This is a genomic window from Pirellulales bacterium, assembly GCA_019636335.1.
GTDB lineage: Bacteria > Planctomycetota > Planctomycetia > Pirellulales > JAEUIK01 > JAHBXR01.
Map to the genome: position 1 here is coordinate 511,119 of JAHBXR010000001.1, position 19,262 is coordinate 530,380.

The 19,262-nt window shown below is 62.6% G+C and carries 8 protein-coding genes; 5 read left to right on the plus strand and 3 right to left on the minus strand.

Features of this window, described 5'->3' with window-relative positions; all coding sequences use genetic code 11:
* Positions 1-503: 503 nt before the first annotated feature.
* Positions 504-6,005 (plus strand): hypothetical protein, encoded by a 5,502-nt coding sequence (locus KF708_02035; protein MBX3411469.1) that lies wholly within the window; start codon positions 504-506, stop codon positions 6,003-6,005.
* A gap of 105 nt (positions 6,006-6,110) precedes the next feature.
* Here the strand turns inward: KF708_02035 and KF708_02040 are convergent, their stop codons facing one another.
* Positions 6,111-7,040 (minus strand): tetratricopeptide repeat protein, encoded by a 930-nt coding sequence (locus tag KF708_02040; GenBank protein ID MBX3411470.1) that lies wholly within the window; start codon positions 7,038-7,040, stop codon positions 6,111-6,113.
* A gap of 286 nt (positions 7,041-7,326) precedes the next feature.
* On the opposite strand from KF708_02040, the gene KF708_02045 reads away from it, so the two are divergent.
* From KF708_02045 to KF708_02060, 4 genes are all read left to right on the plus strand, one after another.
* Positions 7,327-8,232, plus strand: coding sequence for a methyltransferase domain-containing protein (locus tag KF708_02045; protein ID MBX3411471.1), 906 nt, complete (start codon positions 7,327-7,329; stop codon positions 8,230-8,232).
* Between the two features lie 89 nt (positions 8,233-8,321).
* Positions 8,322-8,630 carry a hypothetical protein gene (locus KF708_02050; GenBank protein ID MBX3411472.1) on the plus strand — a complete coding sequence of 103 codons (309 nt, stop codon included), beginning with the start codon at positions 8,322-8,324 and terminating at the stop codon, positions 8,628-8,630.
* 316 nt (positions 8,631-8,946) lie between these two features.
* Complete coding sequence (locus tag KF708_02055) at positions 8,947-10,350, plus strand: alkaline phosphatase family protein (protein MBX3411473.1); 1,404 nt, start codon at positions 8,947-8,949, stop codon at positions 10,348-10,350.
* Positions 10,351-10,522: 172 nt separating this feature from the next.
* A complete protein-coding gene (locus KF708_02060; protein ID MBX3411474.1) occupies positions 10,523-12,841 on the plus strand; it encodes an HlyD family efflux transporter periplasmic adaptor subunit in 2,319 nt (772 codons plus the stop codon).
* A gap of 13 nt (positions 12,842-12,854) precedes the next feature.
* Here KF708_02060 and KF708_02065 read toward each other — a convergent pair whose 3' ends face one another.
* Complete coding sequence (locus tag KF708_02065; GenBank protein MBX3411475.1) at positions 12,855-15,329, minus strand: TolC family protein; 2,475 nt, start codon at positions 15,327-15,329, stop codon at positions 12,855-12,857.
* 316 nt (positions 15,330-15,645) lie between these two features.
* Entirely contained in the window at positions 15,646-18,624 is a 2,979-nt protein-coding gene (locus KF708_02070; GenBank protein ID MBX3411476.1) for a right-handed parallel beta-helix repeat-containing protein, read from the minus strand.
* Positions 18,625-19,262: the final 638 nt, after the last annotated feature.

Here is a 19,262-nt window from a genome sequence, read left to right on the forward strand (position 1 = left end):
TTTGACAGAAAAACCTTGCTCTGTTTGCAGTTCCGCTCCATAATGTCGCCGATCTGGTTAGGTTCCGATTCTAGCGGTCGTGCGTGTTGTCATGCCTCGGTGGGGACGTTGAGGTAGCGGAAGCCCCGTTCGGTGTTTCCCAAGCCAAAAACGTTGTGCAGGCCTTGGAGCGCACTCGTTTCACAAGACCGGTATTTGTACTGCTGGTTCTTCCTTGGTGAACATTGTCGTGCTGCGCTGCGGGGAAAGAGAGCATTCAACCAGAGCGGCGTGAAACGGGTTGTTGCTTGTCAGACTGCGCGCCTTGTGTCCCTACTGCCGACAACACGATCGCGTCTTATCGCGAAGCGCACCGAGCCTTGCCCGGGCGTATTCCCATGCTCATGTCGTTGCGACGTGCGCCGATGACATGAAACTGCTCCGTCTACCGCCACGACGCTACCGAACTCGCCGTACTTAGGAATTGCGAAATAGGACTTCCGATATCCCGAGGCGCTTTCTCCATGACTTTCGATTCCCTCCGTTCGCTTCGTTTGGCCAATCGATCCAGTCGTTTCTGGCGCTGGGGAGCTGGCGCTACCTCGCGGCGCGAGCGGCGTGCGCTGCACCTCGATCCTCTGGAAGAACGTCGCTTGCTGGCGTTGAGCTACACTTTGACGCCCTTGGGCGATTTGCCCGCGGGGGCGTTCTTCAGTTGGGCCGACGGCATCAACAACGGGCTCGACATCGTCGGCGGCGGAAGCGGCTCGTCAGGCTTTCGTGTCGCGGATTTCGATTCCGTGGCACACACCGTGACCGATCTCGGCGCGCTGCCCGGAAAGTCGGCGGCGACCGCGACGGATGTATCGAGCGATGGTTGGATCACGGGGCGCAGCGGTAGTTCGACATTCCGTCCCGATATTTACACGAGTACGCCGCTCGACAATTCGACCGCGCTGGGTACGAGCGCGAATGGCGATCGAGCATTTCTTTACAACCCGAATACCCAAAGCTTTACGGATCTCGGCGTGTTGAGTGGTTGGAGCGCCGGCATGGCGATCAACTCGTCGCACCAGGTAACCGGGGCCAGCGGCGGCGGTGCGCAACAACACGCCTTTCTGTGGGGGGACGCGAATCGCAACGAAGTGCAGCAGATTTCGTTCTCGGGGACGGCGCCAACGAGCGGCACCTTCAAGCTCACCTTCTCGGGACAGACCACCGCGGCTATTGCGTACAACGCCAGCGCCGCCACCGTGCAGGCCGCCCTGGCCGCGCTATCGACCATCGGCGCTGGCAACGTGAGCGTCACGGGCGGACCTGGCCCCGCCGCTCCCTGGACGATCACCTTCCAGGGAGCCCGCGCCAATCACAATATGCCGCCGGTCTATTCACTGGCGGAGAACAACACGATCAACTCCGGCGCCGTGACGTCGACCACCATCACGCAAGGCTCGCGGGCTGGCATGCTCGACCTCGGCGATCTGCCGGGGGGGCAGAATATCAGCGCAGGGCTGGGAATGAACAATCATGGCATGGTCGTGGGACGCAGCTACCGCGCGACCGGGGTGCTCGATCCGCCGAACACGCCGGGGGGAGACTGGGTCAGCCAGCAGCACATCGGGGCGTTCGTGTGGGATCCGATCAACGGAATGCGGCCGTTGGTCCAGGACCAACCGGTTGTGCCAGACGATCCCGAGAATTTTCCGGTTTTCTCCAACCAGCCCGCGCATCAATTCAGTTCCGCGAACGACATCAACGATCTGCTCCTCGTCGCGGGCGAGCAGTTGACGATGGCGATCGATCTGGCCACGGGAGACGATATTCCCCAGGGAATCATCGCGGGCGTCTGGAATCTCAATAAGTCGACCAGCGACCCGAACTACTTCATCCCGATTCTGCCGATCAAGGAAGGGGGCGTGCAGTCGAAGTTCAGCCGCGCGCTGGCGATCAACGAGTTTCTCACCGTCGTCGGCACGGCCCAGATGCCGATCTCGCTGCAGCAACGGGCCTGGGTGTTCTTGCCCTCTCACTCGTTTCCGAATCCCGATGCGCTGCCCGTGGCCATCGACCTGAACACAGTGGTCGATTCCTCGGGCGCCGGCTGGATTCTGCAATATGCCACCGACGTGAACGACCACGGGCAGATCGTGGGGTACGGCCGCAACCCGAGTGGGCAGACCGAGGCCTTCTTGCTGACGCCCAAGAACGACGCCCCTGTGATTACGACGCCGATCCTGTCGGAGATCTACGAAGGGGGGCCGGCGCTCTCGTGGACGGTGCAAGCGACCGACGCGAACGCCGGAGATATTCTTACCTTCTCGCTCGATGAGGCCGCCCTGGCGGCGGGCATGACGATCACGCAGATCAATGCCACGACGGCGACGGTCACCTGGTTGCCGACGATCAGCTCGCCCAGCGAGTTTTCGTTTGTGGTGACCGTGCAGGACGACGGCTTCGCTCTCAAGAAGGACACGCGCACTGGTCACGTTGGCATTCGGCGTCCGACGATGTTCTCGGACGACTTCGAGAACCCGACGCTGCGACCGGAATGGCTCGTCTTCAATTACGGCGACGGTCGCGCGAGTCTGAATTCGGCGCATTCCGTCGGGTCGGGCACGCGGTCTTTCATGTTCGATTCGAGTGCGGCCAACGCCGGCAAGGATCTCAACGAGTTGGTGCTGCCGATCAACATGTCGTCGGTCGGCAATGCCGCTACCGGCGCGACCGCGATCCTGACCTTCTACCAGAGGGAAGGCGAGCTCGGTTCCCTGACGGTGGGAGAGGCCTACGATGCGCTGCCGACGGGCTCGCATCTGCTGGGCGCGCTGGGGGACGGCGTCTCGATCAGCAGCGACGGCATCAACTATTATGAACTGCGCGACGTCGTGAATTCTCCCTTCCCGTTCAGTCGCGAAGGGGACGGTCTGTGGCAGTTGTTCGAGTTCGACCTTGGTGCGGAAATCAATCGCATCAATGCGCAATATCCTGGCGCAAACTTATCGTTCAATGCGAACTTCCGCATCAAGTGGTCGCAGTACGACGACCAGTCCTTCCCCACGGAAGGATTCGCCATTGACGACGTGAAAATCTACAAGAATGCGCAGTTTCTCACGTCGAACATGACGCCCAATGTGTTTCACCGTGTGAACACCGGCGACTCCGAAGAACTGTATCGCGTGGCCTTCTTCGGCAATGTCGGGCCGAACACGCCGATCCTGGTATCGGTCCATGGTGGCGAGCGCGAGATTCTCCCCCACACGGTCAACTGGGCCCGTTACGTGGCCGATCCGACCAATGGTGTCGATGGCCTGATCGTCGTGGCTCCTTATTATCGTTCGGGAGGGAAGTACGAGGGATACGGCACGCTCGCCTGGAATCCGCAAGACGACAGCGCGCTCGACGAATCGTTGCTCGAGTTTCTCGATACTTTGACGACGATCACGGGCGTCGGAGACGACAGCCAACTTTACATGTTCGGTTTCTCGCGCGGATCGCACTTCGTCGAGGCCTTCGCGGCGGCACGCCCGACGCGCGTGGCGGCGGCGGTCATTGCCGGATCCGACCGTCACACGTTGCCGGACGACTCGGTGCTCTATCCCTACGGTCTCCAGGAGACGGTACTCAGCCCCCCACCGTACGGAGTCACGCTGGACGAGTCGGCCTACTTGCAGCACCGCATGATGGTCTGGATCGGTCAGCTCGACAGCGATCTCGAGGACACGAGCGAGCTGGCGATGCTGCAGGGTCCGAGCCGTCCCAGCCGCGCGATCAACATGTTCCACGAGATCGATACGCTGGGGAACGCCTTGCCGTACACGTCGCGCGAGTATGAACTGTTCATCCAGGAAGGTCGCGGTCACACATTCACGCAAAGTGACATGTCGACGTTCTACAACTTCTTGTTCCGCGAGAAGACGCCACCGCTGGACGAGCCGGTGCAGATATTCCCGGTGGTCGTCATGCAGCCCACGACGGGCGAGCGTTCAGCCACGCTGCCGGCAAACGTGACCGAGATTCCCGACTTGAATACGTTCTACATCGAGTTGTGGGTCAAGGCGCCGGGCGCCACGGGCATCTCCGGGGGCTCGCTCGATCTGTTCTACGATACCGCGCTGGCGAATGGCATTTCGATCAGTCATGGGACGATCTTCACCGGGGCGGCCACGGGCACGGTGGACGACGCCAATGGGCGTTTCCGCAATGTCGGCGGTACCACCTCGCAGACGAACGTCGGCGTCAACGAGTACGCGATGTTCGCGCGGCTGCAATTGACGTCGGGGAGCGACCCCGCGACGTTAAAGTCGTTCTTGCTCGCCTTGCAGCGGGGCCTGACCAATTTCACGCTCGTTGGTGGTACCCAGCCACGAACCGATCTGCACACGTTTGCCAAGACCAGCGTGAAGACCGCGAACGACGCGCCGATTCTGGCACCGATCGGCAATCAGACGATCGGCGAAGGTACCCTGAGCCTGATCGTTACGGCGACCGATTACGACCCCGGCGATACGCTCACGTTCAGCCTCGGCCCGGGGGCTCCTTCAGGAATGATCATTACGCCGGGTCCTGGCCCCCGTCAGGCGACGATTAGCTGGACGCCGGGAGATAGCAATCTCGTGGCGCCCAATCCGGTCTCCATTACCGTCACTGTGACGGACAATGGCACGGGGCTGCTCATGGATTCCGAGACATTGCAATTAACGGTGGTGAACACGCCGCCAACCGCGGGCATCACCGGCCCGAATTTTACGAAGGCGGGGGTGTTGCAGAACTTTACGTTGACGGCGCTGGATCCCGCTCCACAGGATCAGGCCATTGGCTTCGTCTACGACATCGACTGGAATGGCGACGGCACGTTCGACCAAACGCTTGTCGGACCAAGCGGCCTGGGGACGAGCCGCGCCTTCAGTGTCGCGGGCACCTATAAGATCGGGGTCCGAGCGACCGACAAGGATGGCGGACAAAGCGTGGTCGCCACGCATACGATCCACGTCTACAGCTTGTCGCAACTCGGGTCCGATATCGTCTGGGAAGGTTCCAACGGTAACGACTCGGTCGAGTTTCAGCAGACGGGGCCTGGCCAGGTACAGGTCCGCACCCTGACGGTTGGTGGCTTCACAGTCAACTCGACCGAGAACTTCTCCAGCGTCGGCGGTCGTGTGATCGGCCGCGGCAACTCAGGCAACGATGTTCTCAATGCCTCGACGTTGACCACGATTCCTGCCACGCTCGAGGGGGGCCGTCACAGCGATACGCTCATGGGTGGCGGCGGCAACGACATCCTCCGGGGTGAGTTTGTTGGCGCGAAGGGAGACGGCGCCGAAGGAAACGATTCGATCACCGGCGGCGCCGGCAACGACCTCATCGAAGGAGATGGCCTCGAAGGGGGCAAGGACACGCTTCGCGGCGGCGACGGCAACGATACGATCCTCGGCGACGGCAGCGACGGCGCGGAAGGGCGCGCCGACTCGATCTTCGGCGATGACGGCAACGATCAACTCTTCGGCCATCACGGCAATGACTTCATCGATGGCGGCAACGATCACGACCTGATCACCGGCGGCGACGGCAGCGAAGGGAGCGATACGCTCGTCGGCGGCGCCGGCAATGACGTCTTAAGCGGGGCCGGCGGCGCGGATAGCCTCGTTGGCGGCACCGGCATCGACCTGCTCGTCGGTGGCTATGGAGCCGATACGCTCAAGGGAGAGGGGGGCGAGGATCTTTTGATTGCCGACAAGACGAATTTCGACCTGAACGCCGCGGCCCTGTTGGCGATCCACGCCGAGTGGTCTTCGGCCAACAGTTACGCGACACGGATCGAGCATCTCACCGGCACCGCGGGGGGCGCGAACGGTAGCACTTACCTGATTCCCGGCACCACCGTCTTCGACGAAGGCTCGGTCGATCATCTGACCGGTGGCGCGACGGACCTCGACTGGTTCATCTACAATCTGCTGCAGGACGTGCTGAACGATCACGCCGCGGGAGAGACGGAAACCGATACGAGCGGCTTCCCATTGCCGTTGTGAAGATTCGCTGTCCCTGGCATGGCCTATGACGGGGTCGGTTCGGTTGGCAGGTGAACCGCGATGGGCTCGCCGTTCGAGCGACTCGACAAACCGTGGAGGCAAACGTTAACCGGCCGTCTCCGAGCGTTCGGCCTCGGCCAGCAGCGCTAGGGCCGCCGGCAGCCGGGCATCGATGGCAAGCGCTCCCCGGGCCATGTCGATCGCTTCGGCGATTCGTCCGGCAGCGAGCTGAATACGCCCGATGCCCACGTAGCACTGGACCTGCTTGGGATCGCGGCGCAGGGCAACACGATAGGCCCCGAGGGCCTCGCTTTTGAAGCCTTGTTCGAGGTACGTGTCGCCGATCCGGGCGTAAGCGGTCCCTTTTTTCTGCTGCAGTTCGGCGGCCAGTTTGTATTCTTGCACGGCCTCGTCGTATCGACCGCGACCGCGCAACAGATCGCCCAACAGCAGACGGTGTTCTGGATTCAGGGGGTTCATCCGCTGGGCTTTGAGCACTTCGTCGAACGCCTCTGGCTCGCGTCCCACCTCGGCCAGCAGCCGCGCCAATTTGTAGCGCGCCACGGTCTCTAGGGAATTGTGACGCAGGACCTCACGGTAGGCCGCGATGGCGTCTTCTGCCCGGGCGAGTGCCACGAGCGAATCGCCCAACATGAGGTAGGCGTTCGAATTGTCTGGCTCGGCGGCAACCGCCTGTTCGGCGGCAGCCAAGGCGCCGTTAACATTCTGCAACTCGAGTCGAACATAGGAGAGAGCCAAGCAGGCGGCGGCGAGCGTCTCGTCGAGACGCACGGCGGTTTCGAGGCAGGGTAGCGCTGCCTCGTAGTCGGCCAGCCGTGCCAGAATCAATCCCTTGAGCATGTGCGCCGTCGAAAGTTCGGGGCTTTCGCGCAACACGGCATCAATCTCGGAGAGCGCCTGACCGTGCCGGCCACGTTCGAAGAGACTCTTGGCCAGCGCCAGGTGCGCGGTATTGCTGCGCCCGATGTACCGGACCTTCGGAATGACAGGGCCCTGTGAGGAATCGTGCGACATGACCAGCAGCGATGCGACCGATGCAATGGACGCCACTCGGACGAGGGGCAGGCACTCCATTATAGGCAGACCTAGGGAAACAAGCGCGTCGTGCGAGAGGAATTCCTTTGGTGTTCGAGCACGGTCTCGCTATGGTGACGCTGCCGGCGCGCCGTGTGTGTGAATGCCTGCTCGTCGCGAGCCCTTATAACCCTTGCTATGCTGGCGATCCGTACCGCAAATGGCGGACCGGAGACCACTCGCCGCCGCATGCTGGCTGCTGAATCCCTTTGAGCCTGAAGGTGCCATGGCCGACTCTTCGACCGCGAATACGACTTACGAACCATTCAGCCGCGACCCTGCCTACCTCGAAGCCAATCGGGAATTCGTCGCCAGGCTGCCGCTGCAAAACGTGCGACGGATCCTCGATCTGGCCTGTGGAACAGGCACGGTGGGAGAGATGCTGCTGGCGGCGGCTCCTCAGGCCAGCCTGTACGGCGTCGATCTCGATCCGGTGCAGATCGAACTGGCCGCCCAGCAATACGCGCAAGCGGGTTACAAGGTCCACCGCGTGGACTTGGGCGCCTCCCCTCCGCCGACGGGCGAGTCTCGCCATGTGACGCTGGCGGTGGGTACGGCGGATGAATTGCCGTTGGGCGAGGGGACCTTCGATTGCGTGACGATCGCCAACGCGATCCATCTCATCGACGATAAGGGCAAGTTGCTCGCCGCGGCGGCTCGGGTACTGGCGCCGGGGGGCATCTTCGCCTTCAACTCGGGTTTTTACGCCGGTTGTTATCCGCCCGGTACGGAACTGGCCTTTTACGAATGGGTCAAAGAAGCCACGGCCTGGATCGAGCAGTACAACGCAGACCGCGTTGCGGCGGGGGAAGCGCCCGCGCGACGCGTGCGCGGGACGACGCGCGGCGCGTTCCAGAATCGGTGGCTGAATCCGTCCGAGTGGCAGGACATGCTGGTGCAGGCCGGCTTCGAGGTGCGCGATGTCCACGAGCGCACGGTCGTGCTCAATCCCACGGCCTTGGCGGCCATTGGCGCCTACGGCGGGATGGCGAAGGTCGCACTGAGCGGCTATCCTGTCGAACTGGCTTCTCAAGCGCTCGAGGCTTCCGTAGGCAAGGCCCTCGAGAACTGCCAACTCACCAGCGTACCGCGAAACTGGCTGGAGATTTGTGCCGTGCGACGAGCAAGTTGATTCGTCGCACGGACTCCGACCAGCCAGTTGGCGTGACGTGGGTTCCGCGATTCAGGTCCAGTTTCAATATCGTGGGAGAGATGTCCGGTATGTCGAACGAAGGTAAGAGCGTGCAGTACGATCGCGACGTCATTCAGCGCGAGCTCGTCGCCATCTTGACGGACATGACCGCCGACTGGGATACGTCCTATACGGGTGGCATTCAGGGTGACACACGTTTGATCGAAGATCTTGGCTTCGAGTCGATCGACGTGGTTCAATTGGTAGTGGCGATCGAAGGACAATTCCAACGCAAGGACTTACCCTTCGAGGAACTGCTGATGGTCGATGGCCGCTACGTGGAAGAGCTCCAGGTAAAGGCGATCGTCGATTTTCTTGCCCGACAGTTTGGGGCATAGGCGCGGGCAAAGGTCGGGTCGTATCGGTTGGCGCGGCTCTAACGGAACCGGGCTGTCGCCTTGCCGCCAGTGACGAGTTCTCGGCGGGACTCGTCCCCTTTCCAGGTTGGGGGAATGGCGGCGCTGATCGTTGAAAACTCGACTCTGTGCTGGAACGAGAACGAGGGAACGTAGTTACAATCGTAGGTGGGAGTTGCGATCGCCCTTGAAGGATCACCAGCCGGACTCTTTTCCGGACGGGGTGAGAACCTTGCAAAATGCGGGAGTCGCACTTTCTGCCTGTCGCTTTCCCACTCGCTATTCCAGGTGAATTCTCTTGTCACGTCCTCGTCCGATTGCCGTCATTGGCCTTGATTGCGCTGAAGCCTCACTGGTCTTTCGAGAGTTTCGCGACGAATTGCCCCATCTGCGCGGACTGATGGAGTCGGGCAGTTATGGCGTGCTGAATAGTTGTCATCCGCCGATCACGGTGCCGGCCTGGGCCTGCATGACCAGCGGTTACGATGCTGGCCAACTGGGCGTCTACGGTTTCCGCAACCGCAAAGATCACAGCTACGAAAATCTCAGCCTGGCCTTATCGACGTCGATCAAAAAGCCACGCATCTGGGATCACTTCAGTGCGGCCGGGCGAACCTCGATCTGCCTGGGCGTACCGCAGACGTTTCCGATTCTGAAACCCCCCAAGGGAATCATGATCAGCAGCTTTCTGACACCCGACAAGGAATCGCCGTGGTGCGTGCCCAAGTCGCTGGCGCCCGAGGTCGACCGTGTGGCCGAGGGAGACTACATCATCGATGCGCGCAATTTTCGCACGCACGATAAGAAATGGCTGCTCGAAGAAATCCGCACCATGACGCGCCGGCGGTTCCTCGTGGCCGATCATCTGGCGACGACGCAGCCGTGGGATCTGTTCTGGATGGTCGAGATGGGGACCGATCGCATCCATCACGGCTTCTGGCACTACTGCGACCCGACGCATCCCAAGTTCCCGGGCGAGGATAATCCCTTCCGCTGGGCCTTGCGAGATTACTATCGTGAAATCGACGGCTACATCGGCCGCCTGTTATCGAAGCTACCGGCCGAGACGCTGGTCGTGGTCGTCTCCGACCATGGCGCGCAGCCGATGTATGGCGGCATCGCCGTCAATGAGTGGTTGATTCAAAAGGGGTACCTCGTCCTGCACGAATATCCGAGCGAGCCGACTCCAACGCCCAAGCTCAAGATCGACTGGTCGCAGACCCGTGTCTGGAGCGAGGGGGGCTACTATGCCCGCGTTTTCTTCAACGTGAAGGGACGCGAGCGAAATGGCGTGATCGAGCCGCACGAGTACGAGGCCTGGCGCGACCGGATCATCGCCGAGATGGAGGCGTTGCCCGGTCCTGACGGGCAGCCGATCGGCACGCGAGTCCATCGCCCTGAAGAATTGTTCCGCGAGCAGAACAACATTCCGCCCGACCTGATTACGTACTGGGGTATGATGAGTTGGCGCAGCGTGGGAACGGTCGGTGGACGCGAGATCTACGTCCCCGAGAATGACACCGGTCCCGACGAGGCGAACCACGACTGGAGCGGAATCTTCATCAGCCGCGACCCGCTCGTGGCCGGGGGGGGCGAGGTAGAAGGTTTGCGTTTGCTCGACGTGGGTGTCAGCTTATTAGCGGCCGCCGGACTGCCGGTGCCCGCTGATACGGCGGGTCAACCGAGCATTCGCTGGAGCTGAAGCATACGGCGTCCGTAAGAAATGAGACGCCTACCGACGGCGCGTTGCCGTCGGACAAAAGGCCCCTGGCGAGCGCCGTTCGGCGCGACCTCGTCGCACGTGGGCCTGACGAAATCCGCGTGATGGAGCATGCGACCCATGTCCGAGCAAACCTGCTGTCCTTGGTGTCGAAATGCGTCCCCGTCTTCGCCCCCAGATCGAGATCGTGCGCACGGCGCCCGATCACTTCTTGGCGCGTGATCGCGAGACGGGCGATTTTCTCGAACTCGGGATCGACGAGCGGTATCTTCTGGCCTGTTGCGACGGCGAGCATACGCTGGCGGACATGGCCGCTCGGTTTCACGCCCGCTTCGGCCGCGAGATTCCGCCGCGTTATCTGCGCGAGTTCGTCGAACAGCTCTTGGTGCAGGGGCTCGTGGTCGATGTCGATGCGAAGCAGCAGCGTCTCGAGATCGTCTCTCCGGCGCCTGCGCATGTGGCAGGTCCAACCTTGCCGCCACCGGCACCTTTTTCGAACGACGATCTCCACGGACGTTTGAATCATCGCTTCGATCTGCTCGCGCTCTTTTTCGGCTGGCTGGTGCATCCGCTGATGGCCGTGCCGGTCCTGTTGTTGACGATGTGCGCGGCGATGATTCTGTTCCAGCACTACAATCGGCTGGAGCGCGCCAGCATCTTGTTGCACCGGCGATTCTCTCTGCAGGAGGTGATCGTCATCTGGCTGGCGGCCTCGGTGACCGTGTTGGGGATGCCGACGGCGATCTTGAAGGGCATGGCGTGTCGTGTGTTTGGCGGCATCGTGACAAGTTTTCGTCTTCATTTCCATCGCGGGTTGATTCCCTATTTCAAGTGCGATCTGGGAGAATCGTTCTTCGTCATGGATGAGCGGGCGCGCTGGACGCTGTTGAGCCTGGGCATCTGGGTGCGACTGGCGTTCGGCTCGCTGGCCCTGGTGACCTGGACGATCGTCGATCCCGGCAGCGAGTTGAGCTCGTACTGCCTGATTATTGCCGGGCCGGCGCTGGCAGGTTTGTTGTTGCGTCTCAATCCGCTGGCGCCGCTCGATGGGTATGCGCTGTTGTGCTACGCGTGCGAGGTACCGCAACTCGAGGATCGCGCCAAGCACGAAACGCGTGCCTGGCTCTTTGGCCGAGTCGCGCCCGAGGCCCTACCGCCGCGCACGCGGTTCTGGTTCCGCGTCTATGGGCTGTTGCACGATGCCTGGCTCGTGTGGGTTCACTTGTTCTTGATTGGCCTCGGCGGCCTGATTCTGACGCGCGGTTTTGGCGCTGGCGGCGCCATGGTCGTGCTGGTACTGGTCGTCTGGTGGTATCACAGCGAAATCGGGAGGTTTCTCATGTCCTTTTCCGCCATCCGCTGGCTCGTCCGAGGGGGCGGCCACTGGTACATCCGCTGGCCGGTGCGCCTCGTGCTGCTGGCCGCGGTGGTTGCGTGCGGCTTCTTGCCGTACGACCACGAAATTGGGGGCGATGTCCGACTGGTGCCTACCACCGAAGTGGGAATTCGCGCCCAGACTGCCGGCGAAGTGACCGAACTGGCGCTGGCCGAGGGCAACCGTGTCGATACGGACGATGTGCTCGTGCGGCTCAGCGGCCGGCGTCAACGGGCCGAAGTCGATCGTACGCGCGCGCAACTGGCCGAGGCGCAGGCCAAGCTCGATCTGCTCAAGGCAGGTACGCGCCCGGAAGAGATCGAGATTGCCCGTCATCGCGTCGAAATGGCGAAACATCGCGCATCCTATACGACCGAGGAATACAACCGCATTGAGAAACTGGCCAGCTCGCAAACGATTTCCGATGCTGAGCTGCAAAATGCCGTCTTCGATCGCGATCAGGCGCAAGAGATACTCAAAGCGGCCCAGGAAGAGCTCGCCAAGCTGACCTCGGGCTCGCGCGACGAGGAGATTCGCGCCGCCGAAGCCCAGGTCGCACAGACTCAGGCCAGTCTCTCGCACCACGAGAGCGAACTGAAGATGATCGACATCCGCAGTCCGATTCGGGGGGAGATCGTCACGGCCCACCTCGATCGACGCCGTGGGCACCACGTCGAGCCTGGAGATTTGATTGCCATCGTGCAGGACGACTCGGTGCTGCGTGCCGAGATCGCGGCGACCGAGGATGCCGCGATCTACATCAAGTCGGGTCAGCCCGTAAAGATTCGACTGTGGGGCACGAACGGAGAGTTGATCACCGGCCGCGTGACGGGTGTATCGACCGTGGCCCTCGATGCCGGCGAATTGAATGCTCGCCGGGTGCGCACCGATCGCGAGAATCTCGGCCAGTCGACCTTGCACCCGACCGCCGCGCACTACGTGCGGGTCTATGCCGAGATCGACCGCCCCAGCTACACGCTGGCCACCGATATGACTGGCTACGCGCGCATCAAGATTGGTCCCGACTATTTCTGGAATGCGCTGGCGCGGCCGATCGTCCGCTTCGTGCGCGTCGAGATGTGGTCCTGGCTACCGTAAGGAGGCAAGCGAATCAATGCACCGTGGGGGGCAATCGCAGAAGTCCCTCGCGAGGCGCTACCGTGTCCGTCGACGTGGCCGAACTGGTCATGGGGCGTGCGTCGGCAGGGGCCGGTGGCACGGCGGCTGGTACGGACTGCTGGCGAGGTGCGATGTTGAGCGTTTCCCCCAGCGGAGATGAGAAGCTCACTGGCGCGATGCTTCCCGTCATGTCCGCAGGGGACGAATTCGCGGGCGCCGGCGTCACCAGCGGTGCGCGAGACGCGGGCGCGGAGGCTGCCTCCGGTGGCGCTGGAGATCCAGAGCCCGCATTCGCTGGCGGGGCCGAGAGATGCGGTGGTAGCTGGGCTGCCTCCGGTGGTACGGTTCTTCGATGCGATATCGGCGCCGTCGGCGGTAGGGGAGCGGCAGGCGCGGCATTCGGCAGGGGCGCTGGCACGGACTCGCCCGCCGGCACCGATTCGACTTCTATGGTTTGCAGCATCTCGGTCTGCTGTGCATAGGGACCGCAACTGACGACCTGCGACTTCTTCATGCGATAGTCGAGCTCGCACGCGGCGGCACGGCGATAGGCCTGACGCAACGCGTCGTCGTACGCCTTACGCGGCCAGGGCCCCTCGGCGAGATGGATCTCGTTGTAGTCGAGCAGCGATCCCTTCTGGAAGTGAACCGCCTTGATGGCCAGGTTGTATTCAACCAAGGCCCGGATCGCACCGGCGTCGGCTTCGGCCAGATCGCGTTGGGCGTCGAGCAGTTGATCGAGCCGTTCGCGTCCGGCGTCGAGTTCGCGTTCGAGGGCATCGACACGATCCTTGGCCCGCATGCGCAGGTTCATACGCGTCTGGCTGACATCGTAGGCGCGGTGCATTTCGCGAATGGCGGCGGCCAGATCGTGCGCGACCTGACGTTCCTGTTCCGAGTAGAGCTGACGTTCGCGCGAGAGCTTGAGCTGCGCGTTGCGCACGGCGGTAAAGCCCTCGCGGAAACCGAGGGGGATCTCGGCCTGGACGCCGAGTTGCCATTCCTGGAAATTGCCCGACGTGAGATTCTCGTAAGCGTTCTGGAACTCGGGCTGGTTGCCGCTGGGGTCGAGCAACTCGTTGCCAAACCCGCGCCAGCGGTAGAGCCCGACGGCATCGAGCTTCGGCAGCAGGAAGTTTCGCGCGGCGGTCAATTCGAGCTCGCGTCGTTTGATCGTCCACTTCTGCTTGCGCAATTCGACACGGCGTATGAGGGCTTCGGGAGCGACCTCGGTCCATTCGAAGGCGACGCGAGCCGTGGTGGGCTCCTCGGCGGGACGCAGCAGCCGTCCGTCGTTTTCCGTGAGACCCATCATCAGGCGCAGGTTGCTTTCGGCTGCATAGAGGCCGCCAGCGCCGACCAGGGCGCCGCTGGGACTCGTGGCGGTAGCCCGGGTGGCCACACCGGTACGACCACTGAGGGCATTTTCGACCGCTGCGCGGAAGGCGAAATACTGCGCCGCGGCACGAGCCTCGTTGGCCGCGGTTCCCTGGATGGCGCCACGGTCGAGGAGTTCCTTGGCGCGGCGCCAGGTTCGCAAGGCACTGTCGCGCGAGGCGACCGCGGCGTCCAGTTCGCGATAGGCCAGGTACAGATCCCAGTAGGCGTTTTCCACTTCGTTCACGAAGTTGCGCACGCCCTCTTCAAACTCGGCCAGCGAACGGTCGGTGTCGACGCGTGCCAACAGCACGCCATTCTGGAAGTAGAAGCCCGGCTGCGCGCCGGGGCCGGCGATCTGATTGAACGTGAGACCACCCCCCCGCAGCATCGGCTGGCGGAACTCGGCCTCGACGTTCGTGTTCCAGGCGCTCGGGAACAGATTGAAAGGGAGGTTATTGGCCGCGTAATCGACATGGTGCCGCGCGGCGAATTGCGCACCCGTGGCCGTCGTCTTTTGGATCTGCGTGCGGAACAGTCCACCGTCTTGCTGCAGATCGCGAACGCCGCCTCCCAGGATGAGATTGTTCGTCATCCGGTCGTCGCGTTCCCAGAAGACGCCGGTCGACCAAATGGCGTCGTAACGGCTCAGGGCCGCTTGCACGCCGTAGCGCGGATCGGTCTCGGTGATGGCCGGATCGTAGACGCTGCGCGAAGCCTCGGGCAGGGCCACCACCCGACCGCCCAGATCATGCATCACCGGGCTATTCGCCAGGGCGAGTTGCACGGCTTCTTGCAGCGAGAGGTTCCAGTAGTCGGTCTTCTCGTGGTTCCACAGCGTGCGCGGCGGCATGCTCATCGCGGCTTGTGGAGGGGGCGTCTCGACGTTCGGAAAATCGATCGTGGTCGCCACTCCCTTGTAGTGCGACAGGTCGTTCTCGTCGTGAAAATAGAACTCCCGCGTCGGACGACAGGCACTCGACAGCAGCGACAGCAGCCCCAGCAAGCATCCCAGCCACGCGCGGAGCGTACGCCGCGAGCCGTCGCGACATGCTCGATGACCGGCGTGCGTGGGGAACAGACGTACCATGCGGTGCTGCTGGACCTGAAACAGCGTCGCGCGCGAACTCTCTGCGCAGAGAATGCGGCGTAACTCGTCCCAAGGTATCGGCCTCATAACCGGCAAAATCGAGCGATTCTGCGCAATTCGAGCCAATGGCAAGGTCAGCCCAAACTATGTGGGGGGCCTGACCGGTCGAGAGAGCCCCGGCCCGGGGCTCGCGCGCGAAAGCATGATATCAAGCTGTCTCGCAGGGGAAGCAGTGCGATGAGACCGAAGCAACCACCGCATGGGCCGCCGTAAATTACTGCTGCCACGAGCGGGACAGCAATTCTGCCGTCCCCTGCTACGAGCTCTGCGTGACGTGCATCGCCACTTCCACGCCTTGCAGGTCCTGCAGCAGATCTTCCTCGATATTGAGGAAGAACAGGTCGTTGCCGCCTCCCCCCACGAGCGTATCGATATCGAGCGCACTTGCATCGTCGAACACGGTGAGCCCCCCGATAAGGAAGATATCGCCATTGCGTCGCGGGCCTGTACCTTGGCCCGTGAGGTTGGCAACGCGCGTCAGGTAGGGGCGGAAGGTGGTCCACTCGCCGAAGATGGCGTCGAGCGCCGTTTGCTGATCGTCGAAGACGGTGGTGCCGGCAATGAGAATATCGTCATCGTCGCCACCGTCGAGGAAGTCTCCTCCCGCGCCCCCGATGAGGAGATCGCGGCCGCCACCGCCATAGAGCGAATCGTCTCCAGCACTTCCTAGAAGCATGTCGATCCCGCCACCGCCATTCATGACGTCGTTGCCGGCTCCCCCGAGCAGGAAGTCGATGCCGGCGCCCCCCAGGAGCGTGTCGTTGCCCGGCCCACCGTTGAGCACCGCGGTGAAGGCAGTCTTGTTGATGAGGGTATCCGCTCCGGTTCCGCCGAGTAGATTGATCAACTCGACACGTTGCACGCCGAACACGCCCGGCGCGGCCACATAGTCCACCTCAAGGTGGCCATTGATATTGGGAATGTCGTTGACGATGAGCGTATCGCCCTCGCCGTTGCCGCCATCGATATTGATGGCTGAAGCGAGGGCGCTGGCGCCGAGATTGATGGCGATCTGGTCAGCTTCGTCCTCGCTGTAGATGTTCAGCTCGGCGATGAACGTACCAGTCGAGGCGGGGGAGATGGTAATCGAATCGGCGCCGCCCGCCGTGCGGATATTGGCGCGCCAAATGTTATTGAGCGACGCCGTCTTGGTCTGGGCCGAAAGCGGATCGGGCCCGATCTGGGTGACGAGATTCAGGCCATCCATGGTCACGACGTCTTCGTAGCCGCTGTTCGTATAGAGCTCGAATTGATTCAAATCACCTAGGCCACCATCGATGACCATCGCTACTTGCGACGTGCGGTTGCCCACCAGCAGTCGAATGGTGTCGTTTTCGTCTTGTCCGAAGATGGCGATCCCGCGGGGCAGGGTACCGTGGGCAGGTTCGGCGATCGTGATCGTGTCGGCTCCGCCCGCCGCGAACACTTGCACGATTTCCGTCCCCACGAAGGGAATCGTGCGGGCACGGGCCGACTGCGGCGTGGGGCCGAATTGCACCGAGATCCGATTCTCTTCGATGCGAATCAGATCTTCATAGCCACTTTCGGTCAGGAAACGCACGTCGTCGTTGCTTCCGCCGCCGGCATCGATATGGAGCGGAATTGCATCGGCGGTGCCCGCCATGCGCACCTCGATCGTGTCGTCCCCGTCGCCCGAGTAAATACCCAGCGAGTAGATCTTCGCAAAGTTAGTCGTTTGCTCCGGGCGCGGTGGATTCGTGGGACCGGGACGCACGGCCACGGAATCGGGGCGGACGATGACGCGGTCGCGTTCGGGGCTGCGCGTGAAAACGGTCAGCCCATTCGTGCCGGCGCCGCCGTCGAGATTGATCGTGATCGCGCGGTTCATGAGCGCGTGGTTGATCTCGATGCCGTCATTTTCATCGTCGGCATTGAGATTCAGCACCGCGGGCAGGGCGCCGGTCGGCGCCAGGGTCACCGCAATCGTATCGGCGCCTCCTTCGGTCGAGACGGTAAGAGTCTCGATCGAGTCGTAGCCGATGTTCTGGCTGGCCGCTTCCAGCGGGTTCGGCCCCCGACGTATGACCACCTGACCGGCGAGGACGTCGACGATGTCCTGATAGCCGCTCCCCGTGCCGATCGAGAGCGAATCGTTGCCATTGCCTCCACTCAGTGCCACGGCGGTGGACAGCGGAATCGCGACCGTCGATCGCCCAATATCGTTACGTTTGTGCGTCAGCAATCCGTTGCGAAAGTGCAAGACGTCGTCTTCCGCACCGGACGAAGCGATATATACGAACGAGTTGACCGATTCAAGCACGGCGCCTGGATGAGGCGCGGCCGACGAGAGTTGCGGGTCGGTCAGTTGCAGCCCGATGGCGTCCACGACGTGCAAGGCGATGCCGGCGGTCGCGCTCGCCTGCAAGCCGCTGACCAGAGCGCCGGGCAGCGATACGTGCGTCAGAAAGACACCGGCGCTGACGTTGTCGGTGTAATTACCGCCGGTAATCGTTACCCCCGCCGCGGTATCGACGACCAGGCCGCGTCCATTCCCAGTAGCGGTGATATTGGTGGCCGTCACGCGCTGCGTCGACGTAAACGAGAGCGCATCGCCCGCGTTGTTGTTGTAGACGCCGGCCTGGATGGTGCTGTTTCCCCCCAGCGACTTGGCGCGCAATCCAGCGCCGGAATTGTCGGCAATCGTGAGATTGTCGAGCAACAAAGTGCCGCTCAGGTTCTCGAGCGCGATCGCGGCGTCCGTCGTTTGCGAGATGTTGATCCTCACCAGGCTCGGCGCGGCGATCAGATCGGCGGCGATCCCCACGTTGCCTCCCGTCACTTTCACATCGCGCAGAGTGATCGCGTCGGCCCGCAGATCGATCCCCGTAGTGAGGTCGGTGGCGAGCAGTTGGATGCCGTCGAGCGTAATGCCGGCATCGCCCAAAGTGATACCGGTTGCTCCCGATTGCGGAGCGTAAATCGTCGGGGCGTCAACGATATCTCGCGAGAGAAAATCGCTAGCGTAGCCCCCTTCGATCTGCAGCGTGTCGAGTTCGTCATCGGCCGCGACCTCGACGGCGCCATCGTGCGCCGGATCGTTGTAGGTTCCGCTCGCGATCAGGATGCGGTCGGCACTGTCGGAGGCTGTCGAGGCAGCGGCCACCGCGGCCTGCAGGCTGCGGAACGGCGCGCCGGCGGAGCCGTCGTTCGTGTCGGCGCCGCTCAGCGAAACGTGAAACACGGCCAACAGGTTACGCGTTTCGAGCCACTCCACATGGTCCGCTCGCCCATTTTGCAGGCGCGTGGAGAGACGGGCTCGAGTTGGGGTAGACTGCGGACGGACCGGGGCGTCGATGCGCGCGACGCCCCGCAAACGGCGGGCGAAGGACATGCGAGTTGCTTCTCAGAAGGTTGGACGCCGATCGCGCCGGGTAGATTACTCAGGCGTGCCGACCGGTCCGTCCGTCGAGTCACGGGGGGGGCCCCGTTCTCCGGATAGAAGCGGTTTTGACGCCGTTTTGAGCCCTGATTCGATTGTAACCAGGGGCTCCGTGCCCCGTACTATCTGGGCGCAGATTTTTGATGTTTTCCCCAGGCAGGGGACGTAGCGGCTCTCGCCGGCCCCGCGGACGACAAATTGGTTGGCGAACTGACCAAGTTCACGCACGAGAGGGCAAAGGGCCAAGAGGCCGACCGGAGATAGCCGACCCGGGATATTGAGGAAGAAGATGAGAGAAGAGCCAGCCCGGGCGTTTTCTGAACTGGCTGGCCCGATCGAAGCCGGCTCGGGCGCGCGCCAATCGCGCCTTGGCCGGGCTTTGTCGTGTGGCGACCTCACCCGAACCGGGCAGGTGGTCGTCGCCGCGAGAGATTTCGATCCGTGGTAAGAAGAGGTCGGAGCGACACGCGACG